Source organism: Mycobacterium sp. E796 (assembly GCF_001672815.1).
Classification (GTDB): Bacteria; Actinomycetota; Actinomycetes; order Mycobacteriales; family Mycobacteriaceae; genus Mycobacterium.
Map to the genome: position 1 here is coordinate 1 of NZ_LZKK01000115.1, position 23658 is coordinate 23658.

Here is a 23658-nt window from a genome sequence, read left to right on the forward strand (position 1 = left end):
CCGCGGTGGGCGGGGATTGCTTGATGATCTTCATCGCCGCGACGGTTTCGGGATGCCGATCGAGGAATGCGGCCAGCTTTTGCGGGTCCGGCTTGCCCGTCTCGGGCAGCGGCTTGGAGGCGAGCAACCGCTCGTAAAACCCCTCCGGGGTGCTGTCCGTGAAGACGGGGAAGTTGATCATCGCGGTGCGCCATTGCTGGCCGCATTCCTCGATCGGCATCCCGAAACCGTCGCGGCGATGAAGATCATCAAGCAATCCCCGCCCACCGCGGGGTTCGCGGACAGCACGTTTTACGGGCTGAACGCCTTCTGGTTCACCAACACCGCCGGCGCCACCGTTCCGGTGCGGTGGTCGGTGGTGCCACAGGACGCCGGCGGCGGCGGGGCCCCGCAGCCTCCGCACGGCAAGGACTACCTTTTCGACGACCTCATCCGCGCGGCGTCGCAACGGCCGCTGAGCTGGCGGCTGGTGCTCACGGTCGGCCAGCCTGGCGATCCCACCCACGACGCGACCAAGCCGTGGCCGCAGTCGCGGCGGACCATCGACGCGGGCACCATCACCATCACTGCGGTGCAGACCGAGGAAGCCGGTAACGCGCGCGATATCAACTTCGACCCGCTGGTGCTGCCGGACGGCATCACCGCATCGGACGACCCGCTGCCGCCGGCAAGGTCAGCTGTCTACGCACGCTCATTCACCCGCCGCGCCGAGGAGCCCAAGTCGCCCAGCGAGGTCAACGTGACCAAGGTGTTGTCATGACCGGAACAGCAAGCGAAACCACCAGCGCCCCAGCACGTTTCGCCGTCCCCTCCCGAATTCTGCACTGGCTGATGGCGCCGATGGTCATCGTCCAGCTGGTGATCGGCGTGACCATGATCGCTTCGCTGAGCTACTACCCGCTGCTGCTGGCCATCCATCGCCCACTGGGGGTGTTGATCCTCGTGTTCGCCGTGGTGCGCCTGGTGAACCGGCTCACCCACCGGCTGCCCCCGTTCCTGGCGACGATGGGCCCAGCCGAACGCCGCATCGCGTCGTGGTCGGAATACCTGCTTTACGCGCTGCTACTCATCCAGCCGCTGGTCGGGTGGGCGATGCTGTCAGCCGCGCGATTCCCGATCACCTTGGCGGGGCCGCTGCGGCTACCGGGCATCGCGCCGCACGACCTCGACCTGTACGCGGTGCTCCGTCAGGCCCACAACGTGTTCGCCTTCCTGCTCTTCCTGACGTTCACCGCCCACGTCTGCGCCGTGCTGTTTCACACACTGGTGCTGCGCGACGGGCTGCTCGATCGCATGGCGGTGTGGCCCACCAAACGCCGCGCCCCGCGACAGGACGACACCGTGGCGTGACGGCCGTGCCGTGCGAATATGACCGACGTGGACGCGCTGAAAACGAGCCCAGGTAACGGCGGTAGCGTCTGATCATGCTGATCGCGGCACTACGCGACGTGCACCGGCGCCTGACGACCTGCCCGCTCACGCCCCGATCGGACGAATATGATCGGCACCCGACAGTGCCACGAGGGAGTGGGGAAGTTCCATGCCGAACCAGCAGCAAGCCGACCGGATGACGTCGGGCAAGGGGTTCATTGCAGCGCTCGACCAGAGCGGCGGCTCGACGCCCAAGGCGCTGCGTCTATACGGAATTCAAGAGGACGCGTACTCCTCCGAAAAGGAGATGTTCGACCTCATCCACCAGATGCGTTCAAGGATCATCACCTCCCCGGCGTTCAACGGCGACCGGGTGCTGGCGGCGATCCTGTTCGAACAGACCATGGACCGGGACATCGAGGGTGTGCCGTCGACCACGTACCTCTGGGAGACCAAGGGCGTGGTGCCGTTCCTGAAAATCGACAAGGGCCTGGCGGAGGCGTCCGACGGCGTGCAGCTGATGAAGCCGATCTCGGGGCTGGACGAGCTGCTGGAGCGGGCCGTGAGCAAAGGCGTCTTCGGCACCAAGGAACGGTCGGTGATCGGCGGGGCCAACGCGGCGGGCATCGCCGCGATCGTCGCCCAGCAGTTCGCGGTCGGCCATCAGGTGCTGTCGCACGGTCTGGTTCCCATCCTCGAGCCCGAGGTCACCATCTCGATCCCGGACAAGGCCGAGGCCGAGGCCATCTTGCGCGATGAGATCACCAAGCAACTCGAGACCGTGCCGGCCGGTGAGCGCGTGATGATCAAGCTGAGCCTGCCCACCGAGATCAACTTCTACCGCCCCCTGATCGAGCATCCCAAGGTGATGCGGGTGGTCGCACTGTCCGGCGGCTACTCCCGCGACGAGGCCAACGAGCTGCTGGCGAAGAACACCGGGCTGATCGCCAGCTTCAGCCGCGCGCTGACCGAGGGGCTTTCGGTCGACCAGTCCGACGAGCAGTTCAACGCCACGCTGGACAAGGCGATCCAGTCGATCTACGACGCGTCCGTCGCCGGCTGACGCCGGGCTCTAGTACCGGTGGTTCGCCATCGGTGGGCGGTCGCCTTCGTCCGACACCAAGGCGGGCACCATTTCGCTGGTCACCAGCCCCTCGTGCCGCGTGAGTTCGTCGATGACGTCGAAGCACTCCGCGATGTTGGCCGGGGTGTCGATGACGATGGTGACCGCCGGGACGCGACGCCTCAGCGAGAGCAGCGTGTCCCCGTGGGGCCGGTGGTCCCCGTGGTAACCCCAGATGCCCCGCACCACCGTCGCGCCGTCCGGCGATTCGCGCTGACGAAGCTGCTGGAGGATCGCGCGGTGGATCGGCAGCCCGTCGTGCAGCGCCGATTCGGAGGTATAGACCATCAGCTTCTGCCACAGGGGCAGGCCGTGTTCGTCAACCCCCGGCAGCGCGTGCGGCCGTTCCAGCAATTCGCCGTCGCGCTTGCACACGCGGACGCGTTCCAGCGTGAACATGGGCCGGCGGAGCAGGTCGCCGAGCTCCGGCAGCACCCGAGCGATGCGATCGCCGGACCCGACCGCGACGACCATCATCGGTACGTCGGCGTTGCGACCGAAAAAGTGGGCGCGTTGCCGCTGTCCGTGGATGAGGCCGTCGACGCCCAGGAAAACGGAGGCGCCGGCGATGTGGCGCCGGTGCATCAGATCGCAGACCGCGACGTAGGCCGGCACTCCCTGGGCTCGCTCCTTGCGGCCGAGGTAGATGGTCAGCTTGACGGCCTCGCGCAAGTCGTCGGGTAGCTCCGGCAACCTGACGTCCTGGCGCAGCAGTCGCGCGCGCTCCAGCGTGACCAGGCCGCGCTGTTTGATCGCGAGCACTGGATCGATCAGAGCCTCGATCGATTTGCGGGTGTCCACGGCGACGATCACCACGGGCGGGTCCTCGGACAGCGTCAGCGATTCGTCGGTTCGCAGGAGCCGACCCGTCCCGAATCCGCCGATGCCGCGCAGCACGATGCTGCTCGCGATCCGGTGTTGTTGATAGAGGTTGAGCAGCACGTCGGAGACGAAGCCCTCGTCGGTCCGCCGGCGCTCCGCCAGATAGGCACTGAGCTTCAGACAGTCCTCGTCCACGCTCGCTCCCGTCGCCGTGCGGGATTCTACCCATTGGATGCACGCCGTCCGGATTTGGGACCAATTCCTCTGCTGCGGCGCCGCGGCGGCCGCTAATTTGGTGTGTGCCTTGATGTTTCGCGTCATTACCGTTACGCGGACGTTAACACCATGTGGCCGCAAAACCACGAAGGAGTCGTCGTGCCCACTGAGCGCATGGCCGACCGGTTGAACGGCGCCCCCCAGGGGGAACGCCCACCGGCCGGGGACGACGACCTGCGGCGACTTGCGGGTTTGCTCGAGCGGGTTGACGGCTTGTTGACGAGGTTGTCCGAGGCCGAGCGCGCGTGGGCGGGCTGGCTGACCACCGTGGCGCCCGAGCATCGGTCCAGCGCGCGAAACCTGGCCCATTACTGGGCCATTCGGCAATACGACTTGCGGGAGCTGCAGACGGACCTGGCGGAGTTCGGGCTTTCGTCGCTGGGCCGCAGTGAATCACATGTTCATGCCACGCTTTCGGCGGTTCGCGCGGCCATCGCCGCCATCGTGGGAGGCAGATGGGAGCCGCCGCCGCCGTCAGTGGTACCCATCGAGCGGGGACCCCAGATACTGCGCCAACATACGGTGGATCTGCTCGGCCCACGCCCGCCGCATCGCGCGACCCGGATCATGGTCACGCTGCCGTCGGAGGCCGCTACCGACGCCGACCTGGTTCGCGGGCTGGTGCGACGTGGCATGAACATCGCGCGGATCAACTGCGCGCACGACGACGCGCCAGCGTGGCGCGCGATGGCGCACCACGTCCGGGACGCGGCCACCCGCGCCGGCGAAACCTGCCTGGTGGCAATGGATCTCGCGGGACCGAAGCTGCGTACCGGCCCGCTGGAGCCGGGCCCCCGCGTCATCAAACTGCGTCCACACCGAAACGCCCTCGGCCAGGTTGTCGCGCCGGCACGCGCCTGGCTGACGGCGACCGAGGAGCCGACGGACCCGCCCCAGCCCGGCATGGCGGTCATCACCGTCCCGCGACGGTGGCTGATCAACCGCGACGGCGGCGACGTACTGGTATTGCGGGACGCACGCGGGTCCAGGCGGCGGCTGGGACTCGAGACCGTCGACGCTCCAGGCGGATTCGTGCTGACCGCCCAGCAGACCACCTACCTGGTGACCGGTACGGCCCTGCACGCCGGGGACGGCGGAAAGCCGGCCGAAGTGGGTCCGCTCCCGGCGAAGGAGCAGAGCCTGGTGCTGCGCGCCGGAGACCTGCTGCGGCTGACCCGCGACTGTTCGCCGGCCCCGGTCGACGGTGATCAACCCGTTGCGCGGATCGGTTGCACGCTGCCCGAGGCGTTCGACCATGCCCGCGCGGGGGATGCGATTCATTTCGATGACGGCAGGATCGGCGGGCGGGTGGTGTCCGTCGACTCCGACGTCATCACCGTGCGCATCGACCATCCCGAAGAGGGTGAGGCCCGCCTGAAGGCCGCGAAGGGCATCAACATGCCGGACACCGAGCTGCCGATTTCGGCGATCACCGACCGCGACGTCGCCGACCTTGCCGTCGTCGTCGAACTGGCGGACCTGGTGGACATGTCGTTCGTTCGCAGCCCGGCGGATGTCGAGCGGCTGCTCGACGAGCTCGATCGCCTCGGCGCTGGCGAGCTGGGCATCGTGCTCAAGGTCGAAACCAGGCGCGCCTTCGAACACCTGCCGCAGCTGCTGCTCACCGCGATGCGCCGGCCGCGGGTCGGAGTGATGATTGCCCGGGGCGACCTGGCGGTCGAGTGCGGTTACGAGCGGATGGCCGAGCTGCAGGAGGAAATTCTGTGGTTGTGCGAAGCGGCGCACCTGCCGGTGATCTGGGCGACGCAGGTGCTCGAGCAGCTCGCCAAGACGGGCCTGCCGTCGCGCGCCGAGATCAGTGATGCGGCGATGAGCGAACGGGCCGAATGCGTGATGCTGAACAAGGGTCCCTACCTGCCCGAGGCGGTAACCGTGCTCGACAACATCATGCGCAGAATGGCGGAGCACTACTACAAAAAGAACTCGTTGCTGCGTCCGCTGCACTCTTGGTCAGCGGCGGGCCCCGAGCGCCTCGACGATGATCCGGGTGGTGCGCTCGGCTCGGCGTCGTGAATACGACTGTGCGTCAGAGAGAATCGGGTACACCACGCCGCCGACGATGGCGTCGGCCGCTGACTCGGCCGTCGCCTCGTCGATACCGTCCGCGAGAAGCCGGCTGCGGACGCTTTCGTGCAGCGGCAAACTGAAGCCGGCCCGCAGTTTGGCGGCGGTTTCTGGGTGCTCCATGCAGGCGACGGTCAGGATGCGCAGCATCGCCGAGCCCCGCGGTGCGGTCAGGGTTGCGGCGAGTTTGCGCACCCACCCGACGAGGTCGGCCGCCAGGTCCTCGGTGTGATCGACCGACGCCAGGATCTTGTCCGCGTCCTCGAGCATGACGTCGGCGACCAGCGCCGGACGGCTGGGCCACCAGCGATAGATGGTCTGCTTTCCGACGCCGGCCCGGGCGGCGACCGCCTCGATGGTCAGGCCGTCGAATCCGCGCTCGAGAAGCAGCTCTCGGGTCGCCGTGACGATGGCCGTGCGCGATTTCTCGCTGCGGCGCCTCGGATAGCTTGCCTGGGTGAGATCGGTTGGCATCTAGGTGATCCTCATCTCCACAGGTCTGTCCGGTCGTCCGCCGGGTCTCGTGCGCTTTACATATCCTGACCCGCCCCGTAGTCTGCCACAAGACGAGACGGTTCGTCTTGTAAGGAAAGGGCAGCGGTCTTCGATGGCGTGTCGTCTCAGCCGCGTGGGGTCGCGGTCATGACGCTGGGACTGACCCCGGAGCAGCAGGATCTCAGTGACGCCTTCGCCCAGTTCGCCGGTCGGCACGCCCCGATCGCCGCGACTCGCGAGAGCTTCGATGACCTGGCCGCAGGATGCCTTCCGGCGTGGTGGGACGCGTTGGTTGCCAACGGCTTTCACGCGGTGCACCTGCCCGAGCGCCTCGGCGGCCAGGGCGGACGGCTCATCGACGCGGCGTGTGTGCTGGAATCGGCCGGCAAGGCGTTGCTGCCCGGCCCGCTTTTGCCCACCGTGACCGCGGGAGCCGTTGCGCTGCTGGCCGATCCGAACCCGACCGCGGAGTCGCTGGTGCGCGAACTGGCGTCCGGCTTGCCCGCGGCGGTCGTCCTTCCCGGTGGCGGTGACTTCCACGCGCTTCGCGACGGCCAACGCTGGGTGGTCGGCGGCGCGTCGGACGTGACGGCGGGCGTCTGTTCGGCGCGGGTAGTCCTGGTGTGCGCTCGGACCGGGGAGGGCGACGACGTCTGGGTGGCGGTTGATACCACAAAGCCGACGGCGGCAATCGAATCCGTGCGCGGCACCGACCTGGTGGCGGACGTGGGGATCCTGCGGCTGAGCGAATACGTGGCGGCCGAGTCCGACGTACTCGGCGGGCTCGACGCCGACCGCGCCGAGTGCGTCGCCGTCGGATTGGTAGCCAGCGTGATGGCCGGCATCGCGCAGTGGTGTGTCGACGCGGTCACCGCGCACCTGCGAATCCGCGAGCAGTTCGGCAAGGTGATCGGTACCTTTCAGGCCCTGCAGCACAGCGCGGCGATGCTGCTCGTCAACACGGAGTTGGCGACCGCCGCGGCCTGGGACGCGGTCCGTGCCGTGGACGAACCACTCGACCAGCACCGCCTCGCCGCGGGCGGGGCGGCGACGATCGCCGTTTCGCCGATTCCGGACCTGGTGCTCGACGCGCTGACGATGCTCGGCGCCATCGGCTTCACCTGGGAACACGACGTGCACCTGTACTGGCGCCGGGCCATCAGCCTGGCGGGATCGATCGGTCCGGCGAATCGCTGGGCGCGGCGGCTGGGCGAGCTCTCCTGCACCCAGACCCGCGACATGTCGGTCAACCTGGGCGACGCGGAATCCGAGTTTCGTGCCTGGGTCGCCGAAACCCTCGACGCGGCAATGCAGTTGCGCAATGACACGCCCGCGCCGCACGGCGACTACCCGGACCAGGCCTCCGGGCCGCAGCGCACGCTGCTCGCGGACGCCGGACTGATGGCGCCGCACTGGCCCGCGCCATGGGGAGTTGACGCGGGTCCGCTCAAACAGCTCATCATCGACGAGGAGTTCGCCAAGCGCCCCGGCTTGGTGCGGCCATCGCTGAACATCGCCGAGTGGATCCTGCCCTCGGTCCTGACCGCCGCGCCAAAAGAACTGCAGGAGAAGCTGATCCCGGCGACCCAGCGCGGCGAGATCCATTGGTGCCAGCTATTCAGCGAGCCGGGCGCGGGCTCCGACCTGGCATCGCTGGCCACCCGGGCGACCAAGGTCGACGGCGGCTGGCGGATCAACGGCCACAAGATCTGGACCTCGCTGGCCCAGTACGCCGACCTGGGCGCGCTGCTGGCGCGCACCGACCCCGAAGCCAGCAAGCATCGCGGCATCGGCTACTTCATCATCGACATGCGATCGCCCGGAATCGAAATCCAGCCCATCAAGACGGCGACCGGGCAGGCGCACTTCAACGAGGTGTTCTTCAACGACGTGTTCGTTCCCGACGAGATGTTGCTGGGCGGTCCCACCGACGGCTGGAGCCTCGCGATCGCCACGATGGCCGAAGAGCGTTCGGCCATCAGCGGATACGTGAAGTTCGACCGGGCCGTCGCGCTCCGCCGCCTCGCCGCACAACCCGGGCCGGATCGTGACGACGCCCTGCGGGAGCTCGGCGAACTCGACGCCTACACCAACGCCATCCGGGCGCTCGGCGTGCGGGAAACCATCCGGCTACTCGACGGGCAGGCGTCCGGTCCGGCTTCGAGCATCGCCAAGGTGGCGATGAACGTGTTGCTCCGCCGCACCTTCGAGGCCACGCTGCAGCTGACCGGGCAGGTGGCGATGGTCGATGACCCCGACGCCGCGGTCGTGGAACCCTATCTCCACCTGCCGGCCGAGCTGATCGGCGGTGGGACGAGGGAGATCCAGCTGAACATCATCGCGCAGATGATTCTCGGTTTGCCCCGGAAATAAGGACACCGCATGGGATTACGTGGAGAAGCCGCGATCGTCGGGTACGTCGAGCTGCCGCCCGAGCGCATGAGCAAGGCGTCACCCGCGCCGTTCGTCATCGAGCAATGGGCCGAGCTCGGCGCCGCCGCGCTGGGTGACGCTGGACTGCCGTTCGAGGTCGTCGACGGCATCGTGGCCTCACACCTGGCCGAGTCGGAGATCTTCGTACCCTCCACGATCGCCGAATACCTCGGCGTCGGAGCGAGATTCGCCGAGCACGTCGACCTCGGCGGCGCCAGCGCCGCGGCCATGGTGTGGCGGGCGGCCGCGGCCGTCGAACTCGGCATCTGCGATGCGGTGCTGTGCGCGCTGCCCGCGCGCTACATCACTCCCATGTCCAAGAAGAAGCCCAAAGCTTACGGCGACGCCCTGTACTTCGGCTCGTCGAGCAACCAATACGGCTCCCCACAAGCGGAATTCGAGATCCCGTACGGCAACCTCGGCCAGAACGGCCCGTACGGCCAGGTCGCCCAGCGCTACGCGGCCGTCTACGGCTACGACGAACGGGCGATGGCCAAGATCGTCGTCGACCAGCGGATCAACGCCAACCACACCGAGGGCGCGATCTGGAAGGACGAGCCGCTCACCGTGGAGGACATCCTCGCCAGCCCGGTGATCGCCGACCCGCTGCACATGCTGGAGATCGTGATGCCCTGCGTCGGGGGCGCCGCCGTCGTGGTCACAAACGCCGACCTGGCGCGGCGCTCTCGCAATCGTCCGGTGTGGATCAAGGGATTCGGCGAGCACGTGCCGTTCAAAACCCCGACCTACGCCAAGGATCTGCTGCACACCCCGATCGCGGAGGCCGCGGACACCGCCTTCGCCATGACCGATCTGACCCGCGATGACATGGACATGGTGTCGATCTACGACTGCTACACCATCACCGTGCTGCTGTCGCTGGAGGACGCGGGCTTCTGCGAGAAGGGCAAGGGCATGGAGTTCGTTGCCAACCACGACCTGACCTTCCGCGGAGACTTCCCGCTCAACACCGCCGGTGGCCAACTCGGTTTCGGCCAGGCCGGATTGGCGGGCGGCATGCACCACGTATGCGATGCCACCCGCCAGATCATGGGGCGCGCCGGTGCGGCTCAGGTCGCCGACTGCAACCGCGCCTTCGTCTCCGGCAACGGCGGAATCCTGTCCGAGCAGACGACGCTCATATTGCAGGGAGACTGACGATGACCTTAGAGCGGCCGATGCCCGTGAAAACGCCTACCACCGCGCCGTTTTGGGACGCGTTGGCCCAGCACCGCATCGTCATCCAGTATTCGCCGTCGTCGCAGAGCTACGTGTTCTATCCGCGGGTACGTGCCCCGCACACCTTGGCCGACGACCTGGAATGGCGCGAGATATCCGGGATGGGAACGCTGTACTCGTTCACGGTGGCCCGCCGGCCCGTCGGCCCGCACTTCGCCGACGCGGTTCCGCAATTGCTGGCCATTGTCGAATGGGACGAGGGGCCAAGGTTTTCCACCGAGATGGTCAACGTCGACCCGGCGGACCTCAGGGTCGGGATGCGGGTGCGCCCGGTGTTTTGCGACTATCCCGAGCACGACGTCACCATGCTGCGCTACGAACCGGCGGAGTAACAGCCGCGTCACAGCCGCCACAGTGGCATGTGCGGGCAAGGATGTTCGACCTGCCCGCCTCGCAGCGACAACCGGCCTTCGAGACAGCCGCGTTCACGGATTGTCGCTGCGAGGCGGGCACTTCGACATGTGCCAGAAATGGGTGACGTATGTACCGGATGTGACCGGGCGGCAACGAGTCACTTCAACTGCTCGGTCGGTACCCCGTAGCGGTCCTGATAGGCGCGCACCCGGTCGCGGACCTCGGCGGCGTCCAGGCCGGTGTCCGACCACGTGTACCGGCTGCCCCCGACGTCGCCGGGGTGCGCGGCAAGGAAGTCGCGCATCCGCTGTGCGGCATCGGGTTTCAGCTCGCGGCCCAGCTTTTGGTAGATGTCCTTGATCGTGGTCCACGGGTCGTTCATGAAATCGGTGAACAGCACGTCCACCACGCGGCCGGGCGGCACCGCGCCGCTGTCGCGCAGGGCCATCCCGCGCTCGAGGCCGACGACCACTTCTTCGTAGGACTGGGCCGCGCACTCGGCGATGTCGGATTCGTCGCTGCCCATCCGCCGCAGGTGGTGGGTCAGCGCGGCGATCGACGAGATGACGTTGAGCGGATCGCGGTGGGTCTGCACGATCAGCGCGTCCGGATATTCGGCGAGCAGGGTGTCGAGGTGCCATAGGTGCGCCGGCGATTTCAGGAGCCACTGGCCGGGGACGCCGGACTGCAGGTGCTGCAGGAAGATTCGGTGGAAGCGATAGGCGCCGCGGTGGTCGGCCTCGTACAGCAGCCAGCGGTAGTAGCTCGGCAGCCGGTACTGCACCGAGAAGATCATGCTGGTGAACTCGCTGGCCGTGATGCGGACGCACTCCTGCCCGACGAGCGCCCCCATCGGGTGAAATGCCAAGAATCCCGGGATGATCTGCTCGGAGAGTTCGATGCTGGCCTGCGTCTGCGCAATCCGCGGGTCGTCGTGATAGGTCTCGGGCTGCGGGACAGGACAGGGCGCATCCACCTCCCACGTCAGCGGCGGCCGCAGGTCGGGATCCTGGGCGAGCAGGTCATAGAGAATCGTGGTGCCGCTGCGCGGCTGGCCCACGATGAATATCGGCGCCGTGATCGGCTTGCCGGCGACCTCCGGATGTTGCTTGCGCCAGTCGATTACGCCGAGCCGGTTCTTCAGGGCGCGCATGATGTCGAGGTGGGCGATCTCCACCCCGATCGCCGACAAACGCGCCTCGTTGACCAGCCCGTCGGTCAGCCGCTGCAGCCCGGCCTGCCACCCGTCGTCGCCGAAGTCGTCACTCCCGGCCTCCTCGCAGGCAGTGGCGATGAGCCGCTCCGGGGCGAATCGCTCCTGCAGCGTCATGCCCGGACCTTTCCCTCGTGGACCGACACCGAGACGTCCGGCGGGCTGGGGTTGTCCAGCCAGCGCACCACCACGAACCCGCGGTGCCGGCCGCCGGTGTCGAGCCAGTGGCCGTACCCGAAGTCCTCCGCCGAGATGGCGATCCGCACTCGCCCGTCCGCGTCGGGCCGCACCGCGCGACTGGTCACCGCGCTGTGCCGACGGCGCGGCTCCAGGCACTCGTGCCACAGGCTTTCCAGCGTCACGTTCCAGTAGCGGGTGTCGGGCGGCTCGATGTCGAGCACCAGCGCCTGCCCGGGATCGAGCCGGAATGTCCCCATCATGTACAGGTTGTCCGGCGTGGTGTCGGCGGCACCCAGATCGGCGGCCTCGGCGGTCAGCAGCGTGTTGGGCGTGTGCAGGAGCTCGGGCTTGATGGTGCGGTGCAGCGTGACCAGCTTCATCAGCGACCACGCCATCGCGGTGAACTGGTCGGCGAGTTCGTCGTCGGTCAACGGCGCCACGGGGTCGGGATCTAGCGCGTCGATGCGCATCGTGGCCAGCGTCTCGGAGGCGGGATCGCCGATGTACTCGCGGACGACGACCGAGGACGCGTCCTCGGGGATCTTCACCCATTGCGCGCCGGCGAGATCGGTGGGTTCTTCCGAAGAGAGCACCAGCGCGAACTCGTCGCCGCTTAGCGTCAGGTCGGTGTCGCTGACGTAGTTGGCCATCCGGCGCGGGGTCAGCCCGGTGCCGGCCAGGATCTGAAATCCGAGATAGGCGCTGGTGCCGCGGGTGCCGGTGATCCGGTAGCGGCGGTCACCGCGGACCATCGCCAGGTAGTAGTTGCCGTCGGGGTTGGGCCCGCCGACCATCCTTGTCGGAGAACACATATCGAAGAACGCGGGGCGGTCGGGGTCGGCCTCGACCGACAGTTGCGCACACAGCGACGAGACGCGGGCGATGACGCGCAGCCCCTCGAGGAGTTCGCGTTCCGATTCGGCGTCCTCGGTCACGATCTTGGTGGCGTCGGCCAGCATCTGCTGGAAGAACTGCCACGCGGCGCGCGCCTTCGGAGCCTGGGTTTCAGCCATAGCCAAATGCATAGACGATGCGTCAGCCTCCCGTCGCCGATTCTCCCGAATATCGGGAGGGCGACGGGACGCGCGGCCCTGTCCGGGCTCACCTGCAGCGCTGGACTAATAGTCCCTCACTATTGGCTGGGCCTGCGTGGTGGGCGGGTGATCGAAGCTGCTGAATAATTGCGGTGCCGGCGCGCATTTGCTGTTCGGTCCCGACACGTGGCGCCGTTGACTCTGTGACGGGAATCATTGTCTACTAGTCGCTATATCGGCAGAGGAGTGCGGCATGAACAAGGACGAACTGATCCTGATCAGCGTGGACGACCACATCGCCGAGCCGGCCGATATGTTCGATGCGCACGTCCCCGCGAAATATAGGGACTTGGCGCCCCGGGTGGTCCTCGAACCCGACGGGGTCCAGCAGTGGTACTACGGCGAGGTTCGCGGACGCAACATGGGCCTGAACGCCGTCGCCGGAAAGCCCCGCGAGATGTACAACATCGACGCCTCGCGCTACGACGAGATGCGCCCGGGCTGCTTCAACGTCGACGAGCGTGTCCGCGACATGAACGCCGGCGGCCAGCTGGCGGGCCTGAACTTCCCCAATTTCACCGGCTTCTCGGGCCAGGTGCTCAACCAGGGTCCCGACCGTGACGTCAACCTGGTGATGATCAAGGCGTACAACGACTGGCACGTCGACGAGTGGTGCGCGGCCTACCCGGGCCGGTTCATCCCGTGCGGCATCCTGCCGCTCTTCGACGTCGCCGAGGCCGCCAAGGAGGTCAGGCGGCTGGCCGACAAGGGTTGCCACGCGGTGACATTCTCGGAGAACCCGGAAGCCTTGCAAATGCCCAGCATTCACACCAAATACTGGTATCCGCTGTTCGAGGCCGTCTGCGAGAACCAGACGGTGCTGTGCACCCATGTCGGCTCGGCATCTCGCTCTCCGCAGGTGTCGACGGACGCGCCGCCCAGCGTTCAGATGACGGCGTCGTCGATGATGAGTATGTTCACCTTCACCGAGCTGATCTGGGCCGAATTCTGGGCCGACTTCCCGCAGCTGAAGTTCTCGCTCACCGAGGGTGATGTTGGCTGGATTCCCTACTTCCTCTGGCGCGCCGAGCACGTCTACAACCGTCACTCGGGCTGGACGCTGGCGAAATTCCCACCCGGCTATGCCGGACCCAGCGATGTGTTCAAGCGCCACTTCTACACCTGCTTCATCAGCGACAAGGTCGGCGTGCGCAACATGGACTGGTTCAACGAGGACATGCTGTGCTGGGAGTCCGACTTCCCGCATTCCGACAGCAACTGGCCGTTCGCACCGGAGGACGTCATCGAGACCATGGGGCACCTGGACGACGCCGTCATCAACAAGATCACGCACGAAAACGCCATGGCCGCCTACTCATTCGACCCCTTCCGGTACATTCCCAAGGAGCACGCCCGCGCCGGCTACCTGCGCTCGCAGGCCACCGACGTCGACGTCGTCACCCACGTCGGCCGCCCGGCCGACCAGCGCGACCTCGACGCGTGGACCCGGATTACGCAGGCCGGTCTGCAGGCCCTCGCGCAGGGGCAGCCGCCGCCGACGGTCGAGATAACGGGCATCGCAGGGCGCGCCACCACCCTGGGCAACTGAGTGGCCGCCCGGGCACCGTTCGCCGACTGGCGGGTGCTGGAGTTGTCCAACGGCATCGCGGTGTCCTACTGCGGCAAGATGTTCGTCGATGCCGGCGCCGAGGTCGTGAAAATCGAGTCACCGCAGGGCGATTCGATGCGGAGCTGGTCGGCCGGCGGGCCGGCCGGCGCGCTGTTCGGCTACCTGGCCGCCGGCAAGAAGTCGGTGAACGACCGTGGGCGGGCGGTTGAGCTGCTGGCCGGCGCAGACATCGTGCTCACCGACCTGACCGACGGTTGGACCCTCGACGAAATCATTGCGCACACCGGACCGTCGGCGGTGATCGTGGCGGTGACGCCGTTCGGCACCACCGGGCCCTACGTCGAAGAACAGGTGGTGGCCAACGAATTCATCCTGCAGGCGCTGTGCGGCTCGATCGACGGCCGCGGTTGGCCGGGCGACGAACCGGTGCAGGCGGGCGGGCGGCTCGGCGAGTGGCTGGCCGGCTCGTTCGCCGCACCCGTCGCCGCCGCGACGGCCCGCCGCGCCGCCCGGGGAGGGGGCGGGGAGGTCGTCGACGTCTCGACCTACGAGGCGATGGCGATCGCGATGGGTGGGCTGTCCGCCATGTCGGCCAGCGTGCTGGGCGCGGATTCCCTTCAGCAGCAACGCAGCCTGGAACTGCCGTCGATCGTTCCGACGGCCGACGGCATGGTCGGTTTCTGCACTATCACCGCGCAACAGTTCCAGGACTTTCTGGTGATGATCGATCGCGCCGACCTGCTCGACGACGCCGAGCTCGCGTCGTTCGTCGGGCGCGTCCAGCGCCGCGACGAATTCCTCGGCATGGTCACGCAGTGGACGGAAACCCGCACCACGCAAGAGATCATCGACCTCGCGGTGGCCTTCCGCATCCCGGTGGCTCCCATCGGCACCCCGGCCACGCTGCCGAAGGTCGACCACTTCGTCGAACGCGGCGTTTTCGTCGAATCGGAACCCGGCGGCCTGCAGCCGCGGGTGCCGTATCGGAGCGACGCGATGGCGACCAGGCCGCCCGCAAAGCCCCCGCTGCTGGGGGCGGACAACGGCGGTGTCCACTGGCCGCCGCGGCCCCACCGGCCGCAAGCCGCCGATGCGGACGCACTCCCGTTGTCCGACATACTGATAACCGACTTCACGGCGTTCTGGGCGGGACCGGTCGCCACTCAATTCCTGGGTTCCCTCGGCGCCGACGTGATCAAGCTCGAGGGCGTCCGCCGGCCCGACGGCATGCGGCTCTCCGCCGGCCGCCCACCAGACTGGGACCAGTGGTGGGAGTGGGGCCCGGTCTTCTTGTGCAGCAACAACAACAAGCGCGGCGTCAGCGCCGAACTCAGCGTCGACGCCGGGCGCGCCATAGCCCTGGAGCTCATCGCCGCGAGCGACCTGGTGATCGAGAACTTCTCACCGCGGGTGATGGAGAATTTCGGCCTGGACTGGGACGCCGTGACCGCGGCCAATCCGCGCGCGATCATGGTGCGGATGCCCGCGTTTGGCCTCGACGGCCCGTGGCGTGATCGCGTGGGCTTCGCCCAGACGATGGAGCAGGCGACCGGAATGGCGTGGGTGACCGGACACGCCGACGGCCCGCCGGTCATCCCGCGTGGGGTGTGCGACCCGATGGCGGGGCTGCATGCCGCGTTCGCCGCGATTGCCGCGCTCGTGGTTCGCGACCGGGACGGGACCGGGATGCACGTCGAGTCGACGATGGTCGAGGCGGCGCTGAATGTGGCCGCCGAGCTGGTGGTCGAGTACTCGCGCAACGGGATCGAGTTGCGCCGCAACGGAAACAGGGGCCCGGGCGCGACGCCCCAGGGCGTGTATCCGTGCCGCGGCGACGACGAATGGGTCGCGCTCGCCGCCCTGGGAGACGCCGCGCGCGCGTCGTTGGCGACGCTCATCGAGCGACCCGACCTCGGCCCGGACGGCGCTGGCTGGCGCGAAGGGGCCGACGAAATCGACAAGCTGATTTCCGGCTGGACCGCCCGGCGTTCGGCGACCGACGCGGTGGCGGCGCTGCGCGCCGGTGGGGTGGCGGCGGCGCGCGTCACCCCGGCCGCGGAACTGCTGAGCGACCCGCAACTGCTCGCCCGCGGCTTCTGGGAAGAGATCGACCACCCGGTGGCCGGCTCGTTCCTATGCACCGGCATGCCGTTCGCGTTCGTCGGAAAGCCACGACGGTGGCTTCGGCGGGTGCCCCCGCTGTATGGCCAGCACACCGAGGAAGTGCTGACGGGAATTCTTGGGCGCAGTCACCGGGATCTGGTGGAGCTGCGCGCCTTAGGGGCCACCAGCACACGGCCGGCGGGCCTGTGACGTGGCGGTCACGCTGTGCGTCCCGCCGCGCGCCGGCGAGCCGTGCGCCCCTGTCCGGTTCCTGGTGCGCCAGGACTCCGTGGTGATGGAGCTGACCGCCCGCCACCGGATCACCGGCGTCGAGTGGGATGCGAGCGAACGGGCGGTGGCGATGGTCGTCGAGATCACCGACCCGCAATCGGCACGGCCGATCGACGTGCGGATCGACGTGGTCCAAACCGGTGCCGCACCCCGCGGCGCGCGGACCACGACGATCGGCACCATCGAACGCGACGGGCAAGAATACGACGTCGTCGGAACCTACCTGGGAGTTGTCGCGGATGAAAACTAGCTCGGCGAAGCGGACCGCGGCGATCGTCGGAGTGCACAACACCCGGCAGGGCCGTCGGCTGGATGGCGAAACGTCACGAAGCCTGGCGCTCAAGGCCATTCACGGGGCGCTCGCCGACGCCGGCTTGAGCCTCGAGGACGTCGACGGGATCAGCGCGGGCCCGCTGTCCACCGCGTTGATCTATGACCTGCGCCTCGGGCCGGCCTGGCAGGGACTGGCGTTCGGGGTCGGCATGATCACCGAGGCGGCGGCCGCGATCGAGCACGGCATGGCCGACGTCGTCGTCCTGGTCGCCGCGCAAGCCGGTGAATACCGCGACCACCAGGCCACTGCTCCGTGGACCCGGCCCGAGAACGAATTCGTCGCGCCCTGGGGGATGTTCACCACCGCCGAGTTCGCGCTGATCGCCCGGCGCCACATGCACGTCTACGGCACCACCCGCGAACAACTGTCGATGGTCGCGGCGACCATTCGCAACAACGGGTCGCGAAACCCCGAAGCCGTTTACTACCAACGGGGTCCGTTCGCGCCGGAAGACATCACCGCGTCGCGGCCGATCGCCGACCCGTTTCATCTCCTCGATTGCGCCACCACCTCCGAGGGCGGCTGCGCCCTCGTCGTGGCCAACGTCGACCAGGTGGATGTCGCCGGCCAACCGATCTACGCGTTGGGCAGCGGCGCGGACTTTCACGGCCCGTCGTATCAGCACCCGCCCGCATGGGACCTCGCCGGCCGGCGCGGCGATCACGGCCACTACGTCAATGGCGTCGTGGGCAGGCGCGCGGCCGAGCGGGCGTTCGCCCACGCCGGCCTGCGGCCCGACGACGTCGACGTGCTGGAGCTCTACGATCCGTTCTCCTTCGAAATCATCCGCCAGCTAGAGGCTTTCGGCTTCTGCGGCGACGGCGAGGGCGGACCGTTCGTCGCCGACGGCCACATCGCGATCGACGGCAGCCATCCGGTCACCACCGACGGGGGGACCATGTCCTTCAGCCACGCCGGCTCCAATCCGCAGATGATGCAGCGGGCCGTCCGGGCCGTCCAGCAGCTGCGCGGCCAGGCCGGTGACCTCCAGGTGCCCGACGCGCACATCGCGTTCTGCAGCAACGGGGGTGCGGGAGCCCTGTTCACCACAGTGCTGATCCTGGGAGACGAGCCGTTATGACATCCGAACCGTTGCGGCCACAGACGGGGCCGGTGCCCCACGCCAGCAGCGAACTCAGCGTCCCCTTCTGGCAGGGCTGCAGAGCGGGGGAGTTGCGTTACCAACGCTGCGAAGCGTGTGGCCTGTCGAACTTTCCGCCGACCGAGCATTGCCGCCAATGCCTTTCGGCCGAACTGCGGTGGGAGTGCAGCGGCGGGCTCGGCGAGATCTACAGCTGGACGGTAGTGCATCGCCCGGTCACCGCGGAATTCGAGCCGCCCTATGCGCCGGCGATCGTCACGCTGGACGAGGGCTACCAGATGCTGACCAACGTCGTCGGGGTGGACCCGGGCGACCTAGCGATCGGCATGCGCGTCCGGGTGCAACTCCACGCCGTCGGCGCCGACGTCACCCTGCCGTATTTCACCGGGTTGCAATGAGTCCCGCCCGCACCAGCAATGGCCTGCCGGTGACGGCCTACCTGGTGCTGGGCGTGCTGGCCGCCAACGACGAACAGCTCACCGCCGGTGAGATCAAGATGCGTGCCGAACTATCGGTCGGCCACTTCTATTGGTCGCCGTCGGTGAGCCACGTGCGGCGCGAGCTGAACCGCTTGCTGGAGCGGGGCATGGTCAGCGAGATCGGTGCCCAATCCGGCAAGCGCGCGATCACGTTGTACGAGACCACCGATTCGGGCCTGGACGCGCTGCGCCGGTGGGTCCAGCACTTTCCGGCCGAGGATCGGGTGGTCATCAAACACCCCGTCATCCTCAAGACCTGGCTTGCGCGCGGCGAGAATCCGGAACACCTGGTCGACACGCTGGACCGCCATCTCGAGGCGACCCGCGCCCGGCTGGACGAGGCGCTGTGGTCGCGGCAGCGCTCCCGCGACCTCGGTCTGGCCGATGACCCGGACCAGCGTTGCTCGTTCGCGGTGCTCGACTATGCGATCCGCGGTTTGTATGCGGAAATTTCCAACATCGCGCAGCTGCGCGACGAGATCGCCGGCGGCACAAGCCGAGATCCCGTCAAACGGGTGCGACGGGCGAAGGGGCAGATCCGCCGTCGGGCACCCAGGGACCCGCGCTAGACGTGGCTTGCCGGTAGGCGGTGCCGCGCCCGTCACGCTCCCAAAGGATTTCGCCCTGGCCGGCGGACGCGCCTTCGGCGATCAGCTGGCGTTTGAGCACCTTGTGGGTGGCGGTGCTGGGCAGGTCGGCCGCGATGCGCACGTATCGCGGCCAGGCCTTCGGGGACAGGTCGGATTGCGCGCCAAGGAAGGCTTCGAACGCATCGGGCTCGAGCTCGGCGCCGCCGTTGAGGACGATCGCGGCCATCACCTGATCTCCCACCCGTTCGTCCGGGACGGCGTACACCGCTGCGCGATTGATGGCGCTGTGCCGCAACAGGATCCGCTCGATGGGAGCCGCGGCCAGGTTCTCGCCGTCGACGCGCATCCAGTCGGCGGTGCGCCCGGCCAGGTAGATCCAGCCGTCGGCGTCGCGGTAGGCCAGGTCCCCCGACCAGTACATGCCGTGGCGCATGCGTTCGGCGTTGGCCTCGGGATCGTTGTAGTAGCCGGTGAAGAACCCCGAGCCCGCGGTGTTGACCAACTCGCCCACCGCCTCGTCGGCGTTGGCCAGCGCCCCGTTGGCGTCGAAGCGTGCGACGGCGCATTCGGTGACGGTCTCGCTGTTGTAGATCGCGACCCCGTCGACGCCGCGGCCGATCGACCCCTTCGGCGTCCCGGGTTCCCGGATCACGATGACCGCGTTCTCCGTGGAGCCGAAGCCATCCTCCACCTGAACGCCGAATCGGCGGGCGAACTCCTCGATGTCCTTGTCGTTGGCCTCGTTGCCGAACGCCACCCGCAGTGGGTTGTCGGCGTCGTCGTCGCGTTCGGGGGTGGCGAGGATGTAGGCCAGGGGCTTGCCGACGTAGTTCATGTACGTGGCCCCGTAGCGGCGGATGTCGTCCAGGAAGTTGCTCGCCGAGAACCTCGCCGGGACGATCGCGGCGCCGGACGCCACCGCGGGCGCCCAACCGGCGACGACCGCGTTGGAGTGAAACAGCGGCATGGACACGTAGCAGGTGTCCTGCTCGGTCAGCCCGAATCGCCCCATCAGGCTGAGCCCGGCGACCACCGCCATCAGGTGGGATACCTGCACCGCCTTGGGATTACCACTGGTTCCCGACGTGAAGATCATCATGAACGCGTCCGTCGCGGTGACCTCGCGGTGGGGGACCAAATCGTCGGTGCTCCTGAGGAATTCGGCCCACTGCGGCGTCGAGGTGTCCAGGATTTGCGTTCCCCCGAGGTCTAGACCTTCGAGCAGCGGCCGATGCTCGGGATCGGTGACCACGAACTGACAGTCGGCCCGCCGGATGTCGGCGGCCAGAGCCTCGCCGCGCCGAGTCGTGTTCACTCCGCACAGCACGTAGCCGCCGAGCCCGGCCGCCGCCATCTGGGCCAGCATCTCCGGCGTGTTTCCGAGCAAGGCGCCGACGTGCATTGGTCGACGCGGGTCGGCGGCGGCGATCAGGGCCGCGGCCCGCGCCGCCGCCTCGGTGAGGTATTGATCCCAAGTCCATTGCAGATGACCATGCTTGACGGCGACGGCAGGGTCGGTCAGGCGCTTACGCAGTAGCGCCTGAATCGTGTCGTCGGCCATCGCAGCGGTCCACCTTCAATTACGAGACGAGACGGTCCGTCTTATCTTAGCGGCGGTCCCCAGCCCCGGGTGCTAGCCGCCCACCATCATCAGTCCGCCGTCGACGGCCAGCAGTTGCCCGGTGATGAAGCCCGAGCCGGGCCCGGCCAGGAACACCAGCATGGGCCCGACGTCTCGCGCGGGCTCTCCGAGTTTCCCGCCGATCGGGATCATCAGCTGCATCTGCTGATCGATGAGGGCGCTCGCATCGGGACCGAGGAAATCCCGGAAACGGTCGGAGCCCGGTGTCTGCACCGCCGGAGCCAACGCGTTAACGGTGACGTCGTCGGCGCCCCAGGCTTTCGCGGCCGATCGTGTCCACGCCTGCACCGCGCCCTTCGTTGCGGCGTAGACCGCCGAGATCGCGCTACCCTGCACGGCTTCGGACGACCCGAAGTTGATGATCCTGCCGCCCTTGGGGTTCTGCTCTTTCATCACCGAGTAGGCGGCCTGATTGGTCAGGATGGTGGCCTTCACGTTGGTGTCCAACAGGAACGAGATGTCGTCGGCGCCGATGTAGCCCGGAACTCCGGCCTGCCACAGCCCCGCGGCGTTCACCAGGACGTCGAGCCCGCCCAGGTGCTCGACCGCCTGTTGCGTCATCGCCGTAACCGCGTCGGCGTCGCGCGCGTCGCACTGCAGCCAGGTATTCGCCAGCCCATCCGGCGGCGGGGTCTTGTGGTAGGTGCCGACCACCTCGGCCCCCGCGTCGGTGAGGACTCCGATGGCGGCCGCGCCGATACCGGTCGCTCCACCGGTTACCAGGATCCGCCTGCCTTGCAGCACCTTTTGCATCCCGAGAGCGTAGCGCCCGCCAAGTGGCGTCCCGAGCTAGGTGCGCACCGCAATCGACGACAGCAGATCGGCGAGCCGCTCCGGCTGGTCGAGCATCGAGAACGTGCGCGCCCCCTCGATGACCTCGAGGCGGGCGTTGGGGATGGTCGCGGCCAGCCGTTCGCCGTCCGCGAGCTCGAAGAACACGTCGTCGGCCGACCAGGCGATGAGCGTGGGCTTGTCGAACTCGTGCAGTCGCGCGGCGACGCCGGTGGTGACCTCCGTGCGCATCGAGAGGCTGAACTGGCGCAGGTCTTCGGCGACCGCCGGGTCGGACAGTCCCGGGCGCACCCATGCCTCGGTGAGTTCGTCGATGTTGGTGTATGCGAGGCCGTCAAAGGCGCGCTTGCGCGCGGCCGGCGCGCGCATGGCCTGGGCGAGGGTCTTGAACATCGTCTTGGACTTGGCCGCCAGGATCACCGGCTTGAGGATCGGCGGTGGAAAGTGTTCGAACGCATCGCAACTGGTGAGCACCAGCGCCCCGAGCCGCTCGGCGTGATGCACCCCGACGAGTTGGGTGACGACCCCGCCGGTGTCATTGCCGACCAACACCACGTCCTCGAGATCGAGGGCGGCAAGCACCTCGGCGACCATGCCGGCGACACCGTAAATGGTCCGGTCGGCGCCCGGCCGCAGCGGCTGCGGGTGCGCGCCCAGGGGCCAGGTGGGGGCGATGCAGCGCAGCCCGCGATCGGCGAGGCGGACGCTGACCTGACGCCAAAGTTGGCTGCCCATCATGTACCCGTGCACGAAGACGACGGGCCTGCCGTTCTCGGGTCCGGTTGCTTCGTAGTGAATGGTCCCGGCACTAATGTCGATCGTCGACATGGCTGACTCCTACATCGAAAGGTACATTTACAAACAGGCTGTCTGTTCGTAAGTTACCAACAGGCTGTATGGAAATCAAGAGACGGACCCAGGAGGAGCGCTCCGCGGCCACCCGCGATGCGCTGATCTCGGCTGCCCGCCGCCTGTGGGGTCTGCGCGGTTACGCGGAGGTGGGCACGCCGGAGATTGCGACGGCCGCGGGGGTCACCCGCGGCGCGATGTACCACCAATTCGCCGACAAGGCAACGCTTTTCGCCGCTGTGGTCGAGGCCGTCGAGCAAGACGTGATGGCCCGGATGGGGACCATCGTGGCCGAGTCGGGGGCGACGACGCCCGCCGACGCGATCCGGGCCGCCGTCGACGCCTGGCTCGACGTCTCCGGCGATCCCGAGGTACGCCAGCTGATCCTGCTGGACGCGCCGAGCGTGCTTGGGTGGCCGGCCTTCCGGGATGTCGCCCAGCGCTACAGCCTGGGCATGACCGAACAGCTGCTCACCGAGGCCGTCAAGGCCGGGCAGCTTGCCGAGCAACCGATGCGGCCGTTGGCCCACATCCTGATCGGCGCGCTCGACGAGGCGGCGATGGTCATCGCCACCGCCGACGACCCGAAACGCGCCCGGCGGGAGACGGGGGAGGTGCTGCACCGGCTGATCGACGCGATGTTGGACGAGCGTTGACGGTCATGCGCTTCGATGTAGGAACAGGAACTGCTTCAGCTCCCGCGCCGGCAGGCGAAAGTACGACGGGATCGCCTGCAGCACGGCCGTGCTCATGGGAATGATTTCGGGACGCTCCAGGGCGAACGTTTGCCCACGCCACTTCAGGTTCGCATGTCCGGCCGCGATGACGTTTCGGCACCAGTCCACGTCGGCGCCGTAGGACAGCCCGATGACGAACCCGTCGCCGTAGCGAAAGGCGCCCACGGGTGTCGAGTACGTGCGACCGGAACGACGTCCGACGTGTTCGAGAAGCGCATACGGGGAACGGCGCTTGCCCGCGATCGGCGAGATCACCTTGTTATACGGCTTGAGCAGCTTGGGTCGCAGGTTCTTATTGTGTTGCACGATTTTCGCGAGGGCATAACTCGTCAGCAGCCAGCTTGCTGCCGCACCGCCCAGCACCAGGACGAGCCCGAAAGTCGTTCGAAACCAACGCGAAATCCGCATGTGTGGAGCGTATCCGTCCGATATGCCCAGTCACGGCGGCCGAACGACCCTTAGGTCGGGGACGAAGGCCCCGTAC

The 23658-nt window shown here is 67.8% G+C and carries 22 protein-coding genes and 1 pseudogene; 14 read left to right on the plus strand and 9 right to left on the minus strand.

Annotated features, from left to right (window positions below):
* Positions 1 to 220: pseudogene (locus tag A5706_RS32140) on the minus strand (catalase); the annotation flags it as partial.
* A gap of 18 nt (positions 221 to 238) precedes the next feature.
* On the opposite strand from A5706_RS32140, the gene A5706_RS09450 reads away from it, so the two are divergent.
* The 3 genes from A5706_RS09450 (at position 239) to A5706_RS09460 (ending at position 2434) form a co-directional block, all read left to right on the plus strand.
* A complete protein-coding gene (locus tag A5706_RS09450; RefSeq protein ID WP_369831836.1) occupies positions 239 to 760 on the plus strand; it encodes a hypothetical protein in 522 nt (173 codons plus the stop codon).
* Entirely contained in the window at positions 757 to 1350 is a 594-nt protein-coding gene (locus A5706_RS09455; protein WP_068129399.1) for a cytochrome b, read from the plus strand. The genes A5706_RS09450 and A5706_RS09455 overlap by 4 nt, the downstream gene beginning before the upstream one ends.
* Before the next feature lie 190 nt (positions 1351 to 1540).
* Positions 1541 to 2434, plus strand: a complete 894-nt coding sequence (locus A5706_RS09460; protein ID WP_068129401.1) for a fructose bisphosphate aldolase — start codon at positions 1541 to 1543, stop codon at positions 2432 to 2434.
* Positions 2435 to 2443: 9 nt separating this feature from the next.
* Here A5706_RS09460 and A5706_RS09465 read toward each other — a convergent pair whose 3' ends face one another.
* Positions 2444 to 3511 (minus strand): DUF190 domain-containing protein, encoded by a 1068-nt coding sequence (locus A5706_RS09465; RefSeq protein WP_068129458.1) that lies wholly within the window; start codon positions 3509 to 3511, stop codon positions 2444 to 2446.
* Positions 3512 to 3706: 195 nt separating this feature from the next.
* On the opposite strand from A5706_RS09465, the gene A5706_RS09470 reads away from it, so the two are divergent.
* Complete coding sequence (locus A5706_RS09470; RefSeq protein WP_082964278.1) at positions 3707 to 5626, plus strand: pyruvate kinase; 1920 nt, start codon at positions 3707 to 3709, stop codon at positions 5624 to 5626.
* On the opposite strand, the gene A5706_RS09475 is transcribed toward A5706_RS09470, so the two are convergent.
* A complete protein-coding gene (locus A5706_RS09475; RefSeq protein WP_068129403.1) occupies positions 5564 to 6151 on the minus strand; it encodes a TetR/AcrR family transcriptional regulator in 588 nt (195 codons plus the stop codon). The genes A5706_RS09470 and A5706_RS09475 overlap by 63 nt on opposite strands.
* Before the next feature lie 168 nt (positions 6152 to 6319).
* On the opposite strand from A5706_RS09475, the gene A5706_RS09480 reads away from it, so the two are divergent.
* The 3 genes from A5706_RS09480 to A5706_RS09490 are packed head-to-tail and all read left to right on the plus strand — an operon-like array spanning position 6320 to position 10176.
* The gene (locus tag A5706_RS09480) at positions 6320 to 8545 is read left to right on the plus strand and encodes an acyl-CoA dehydrogenase (protein ID WP_068129404.1); all 2226 of its coding nucleotides are present in this window, start codon (positions 6320 to 6322) and stop codon (positions 8543 to 8545) included.
* A 9-nt stretch (positions 8546 to 8554) separates the two neighbouring features.
* The gene (locus tag A5706_RS09485; protein WP_068129406.1) at positions 8555 to 9763 is read left to right on the plus strand and encodes a thiolase family protein; all 1209 of its coding nucleotides are present in this window, start codon (positions 8555 to 8557) and stop codon (positions 9761 to 9763) included.
* A gap of 2 nt (positions 9764 to 9765) precedes the next feature.
* Positions 9766 to 10176, plus strand: a complete 411-nt coding sequence (locus A5706_RS09490; RefSeq protein WP_068129407.1) for a Zn-ribbon domain-containing OB-fold protein — start codon at positions 9766 to 9768, stop codon at positions 10174 to 10176.
* 179 nt (positions 10177 to 10355) lie between these two features.
* Here A5706_RS09490 and A5706_RS09495 read toward each other — a convergent pair whose 3' ends face one another.
* Both A5706_RS09495 and A5706_RS09500 read right to left on the minus strand, forming a co-directional pair.
* Positions 10356 to 11528 carry a sulfotransferase gene (locus A5706_RS09495; RefSeq protein ID WP_068129409.1) on the minus strand — a complete coding sequence of 391 codons (1173 nt, stop codon included), beginning with the start codon at positions 11526 to 11528 and terminating at the stop codon, positions 10356 to 10358.
* Entirely contained in the window at positions 11525 to 12604 is a 1080-nt protein-coding gene (locus A5706_RS09500) for a DUF1214 domain-containing protein (RefSeq protein ID WP_068129411.1), read from the minus strand. The genes A5706_RS09495 and A5706_RS09500 overlap by 4 nt, the downstream gene beginning before the upstream one ends.
* A gap of 274 nt (positions 12605 to 12878) precedes the next feature.
* Between A5706_RS09500 and A5706_RS09505 the strand changes: the two genes are divergently transcribed.
* From A5706_RS09505 to A5706_RS09530, 6 genes are read left to right on the plus strand one after another with little or no spacing between them, the layout of a single operon-like run.
* The gene (locus A5706_RS09505; RefSeq protein ID WP_068129413.1) at positions 12879 to 14234 is read left to right on the plus strand and encodes an amidohydrolase family protein; all 1356 of its coding nucleotides are present in this window, start codon (positions 12879 to 12881) and stop codon (positions 14232 to 14234) included.
* Positions 14235 to 16568, plus strand: a complete 2334-nt coding sequence (locus A5706_RS09510; RefSeq protein WP_068129414.1) for a CoA transferase — start codon at positions 14235 to 14237, stop codon at positions 16566 to 16568.
* A gap of 1 nt (position 16569) precedes the next feature.
* On the plus strand, positions 16570 to 16899 hold the full coding sequence (locus tag A5706_RS09515; RefSeq protein ID WP_068129417.1) for a hypothetical protein: 330 nt from the start codon (positions 16570 to 16572) through the stop codon (positions 16897 to 16899).
* Positions 16889 to 18064, plus strand: a complete 1176-nt coding sequence (locus A5706_RS09520) for a thiolase family protein (RefSeq protein WP_068129422.1) — start codon at positions 16889 to 16891, stop codon at positions 18062 to 18064. The genes A5706_RS09515 and A5706_RS09520 overlap by 11 nt, the downstream gene beginning before the upstream one ends.
* Positions 18061 to 18483, plus strand: coding sequence for a Zn-ribbon domain-containing OB-fold protein (locus A5706_RS09525; protein ID WP_068129425.1), 423 nt, complete (start codon positions 18061 to 18063; stop codon positions 18481 to 18483). Before A5706_RS09520 ends, A5706_RS09525 begins: the two co-directional genes overlap by 4 nt.
* Positions 18480 to 19133 carry a PadR family transcriptional regulator gene (locus A5706_RS09530; RefSeq protein WP_068129428.1) on the plus strand — a complete coding sequence of 218 codons (654 nt, stop codon included), beginning with the start codon at positions 18480 to 18482 and terminating at the stop codon, positions 19131 to 19133. The genes A5706_RS09525 and A5706_RS09530 overlap by 4 nt, the downstream gene beginning before the upstream one ends.
* Here the strand turns inward: A5706_RS09530 and fadD1 are convergent.
* The 3 genes from fadD1 to A5706_RS09545 all read right to left on the minus strand — a co-directional run bounded on the left by fadD1 (position 19072) and on the right by A5706_RS09545 (position 22416).
* The gene (fadD1, locus tag A5706_RS09535) at positions 19072 to 20715 is read right to left on the minus strand and encodes a fatty-acid--CoA ligase FadD1 (RefSeq protein ID WP_068129430.1); all 1644 of its coding nucleotides are present in this window, start codon (positions 20713 to 20715) and stop codon (positions 19072 to 19074) included. The two genes, A5706_RS09530 and fadD1, sit on opposite strands and share 62 nt — an antisense overlap.
* 72 nt (positions 20716 to 20787) lie before the next feature.
* Positions 20788 to 21549, minus strand: coding sequence for an SDR family NAD(P)-dependent oxidoreductase (locus tag A5706_RS09540; RefSeq protein ID WP_068129433.1), 762 nt, complete (start codon positions 21547 to 21549; stop codon positions 20788 to 20790).
* A 36-nt stretch (positions 21550 to 21585) separates the two neighbouring features.
* Positions 21586 to 22416, minus strand: coding sequence for an alpha/beta fold hydrolase (locus A5706_RS09545; RefSeq protein ID WP_068129435.1), 831 nt, complete (start codon positions 22414 to 22416; stop codon positions 21586 to 21588).
* A gap of 68 nt (positions 22417 to 22484) precedes the next feature.
* Between A5706_RS09545 and A5706_RS09550 the strand changes: the two genes are divergently transcribed.
* Entirely contained in the window at positions 22485 to 23093 is a 609-nt protein-coding gene (locus A5706_RS09550) for a TetR/AcrR family transcriptional regulator (RefSeq protein ID WP_068129437.1), read from the plus strand.
* A gap of 3 nt (positions 23094 to 23096) precedes the next feature.
* On the opposite strand, the gene A5706_RS09555 is transcribed toward A5706_RS09550, so the two are convergent.
* Entirely contained in the window at positions 23097 to 23582 is a 486-nt protein-coding gene (locus A5706_RS09555) for a nitroreductase family deazaflavin-dependent oxidoreductase (RefSeq protein ID WP_082964274.1), read from the minus strand.
* Positions 23583 to 23658: the final 76 nt, after the last annotated feature.

Excerpts from the sequence above, each read along its gene's own strand:
- A5706_RS09450 (WP_369831836.1), top strand. The coding sequence starts at position 239 with ATGAAGATCATCAAGCAATCCCCGCCCACCGCGGGGTTCGCGGACAGC.
- A5706_RS09455 (WP_068129399.1), top strand. The coding sequence starts at position 757 with ATGACCGGAACAGCAAGCGAAACCACCAGCGCCCCAGCACGTTTCGCC.
- A5706_RS09460 (WP_068129401.1), top strand. The coding sequence starts at position 1,541 with ATGCCGAACCAGCAGCAAGCCGACCGGATGACGTCGGGCAAGGGGTTC.
- A5706_RS09470 (WP_082964278.1), top strand. The coding sequence starts at position 3,707 with ATGGCCGACCGGTTGAACGGCGCCCCCCAGGGGGAACGCCCACCGGCC.
- A5706_RS09475 (WP_068129403.1), bottom strand. The coding sequence starts at position 6,151 with ATGCCAACCGATCTCACCCAGGCAAGCTATCCGAGGCGCCGCAGCGAG.
- A5706_RS09480 (WP_068129404.1), top strand. The coding sequence starts at position 6,320 with ATGACGCTGGGACTGACCCCGGAGCAGCAGGATCTCAGTGACGCCTTC.
- A5706_RS09485 (WP_068129406.1), top strand. The coding sequence starts at position 8,555 with ATGGGATTACGTGGAGAAGCCGCGATCGTCGGGTACGTCGAGCTGCCG.
- A5706_RS09490 (WP_068129407.1), top strand. The coding sequence starts at position 9,766 with ATGACCTTAGAGCGGCCGATGCCCGTGAAAACGCCTACCACCGCGCCG.
- A5706_RS09495 (WP_068129409.1), bottom strand. The coding sequence starts at position 11,528 with ATGACGCTGCAGGAGCGATTCGCCCCGGAGCGGCTCATCGCCACTGCC.
- A5706_RS09500 (WP_068129411.1), bottom strand. The coding sequence starts at position 12,604 with ATGGCTGAAACCCAGGCTCCGAAGGCGCGCGCCGCGTGGCAGTTCTTC.
- A5706_RS09505 (WP_068129413.1), top strand. The coding sequence starts at position 12,879 with ATGAACAAGGACGAACTGATCCTGATCAGCGTGGACGACCACATCGCC.
- A5706_RS09520 (WP_068129422.1), top strand. The coding sequence starts at position 16,889 with ATGAAAACTAGCTCGGCGAAGCGGACCGCGGCGATCGTCGGAGTGCAC.
- A5706_RS09525 (WP_068129425.1), top strand. The coding sequence starts at position 18,061 with ATGACATCCGAACCGTTGCGGCCACAGACGGGGCCGGTGCCCCACGCC.
- A5706_RS09530 (WP_068129428.1), top strand. The coding sequence starts at position 18,480 with ATGAGTCCCGCCCGCACCAGCAATGGCCTGCCGGTGACGGCCTACCTG.
- fadD1 (WP_068129430.1), bottom strand. The coding sequence starts at position 20,715 with ATGGCCGACGACACGATTCAGGCGCTACTGCGTAAGCGCCTGACCGAC.
- A5706_RS09540 (WP_068129433.1), bottom strand. The coding sequence starts at position 21,549 with ATGCAAAAGGTGCTGCAAGGCAGGCGGATCCTGGTAACCGGTGGAGCG.
- A5706_RS09545 (WP_068129435.1), bottom strand. The coding sequence starts at position 22,416 with ATGTCGACGATCGACATTAGTGCCGGGACCATTCACTACGAAGCAACC.
- A5706_RS09550 (WP_068129437.1), top strand. The coding sequence starts at position 22,485 with ATGGAAATCAAGAGACGGACCCAGGAGGAGCGCTCCGCGGCCACCCGC.
- A5706_RS09555 (WP_082964274.1), bottom strand. The coding sequence starts at position 23,582 with ATGCGGATTTCGCGTTGGTTTCGAACGACTTTCGGGCTCGTCCTGGTG.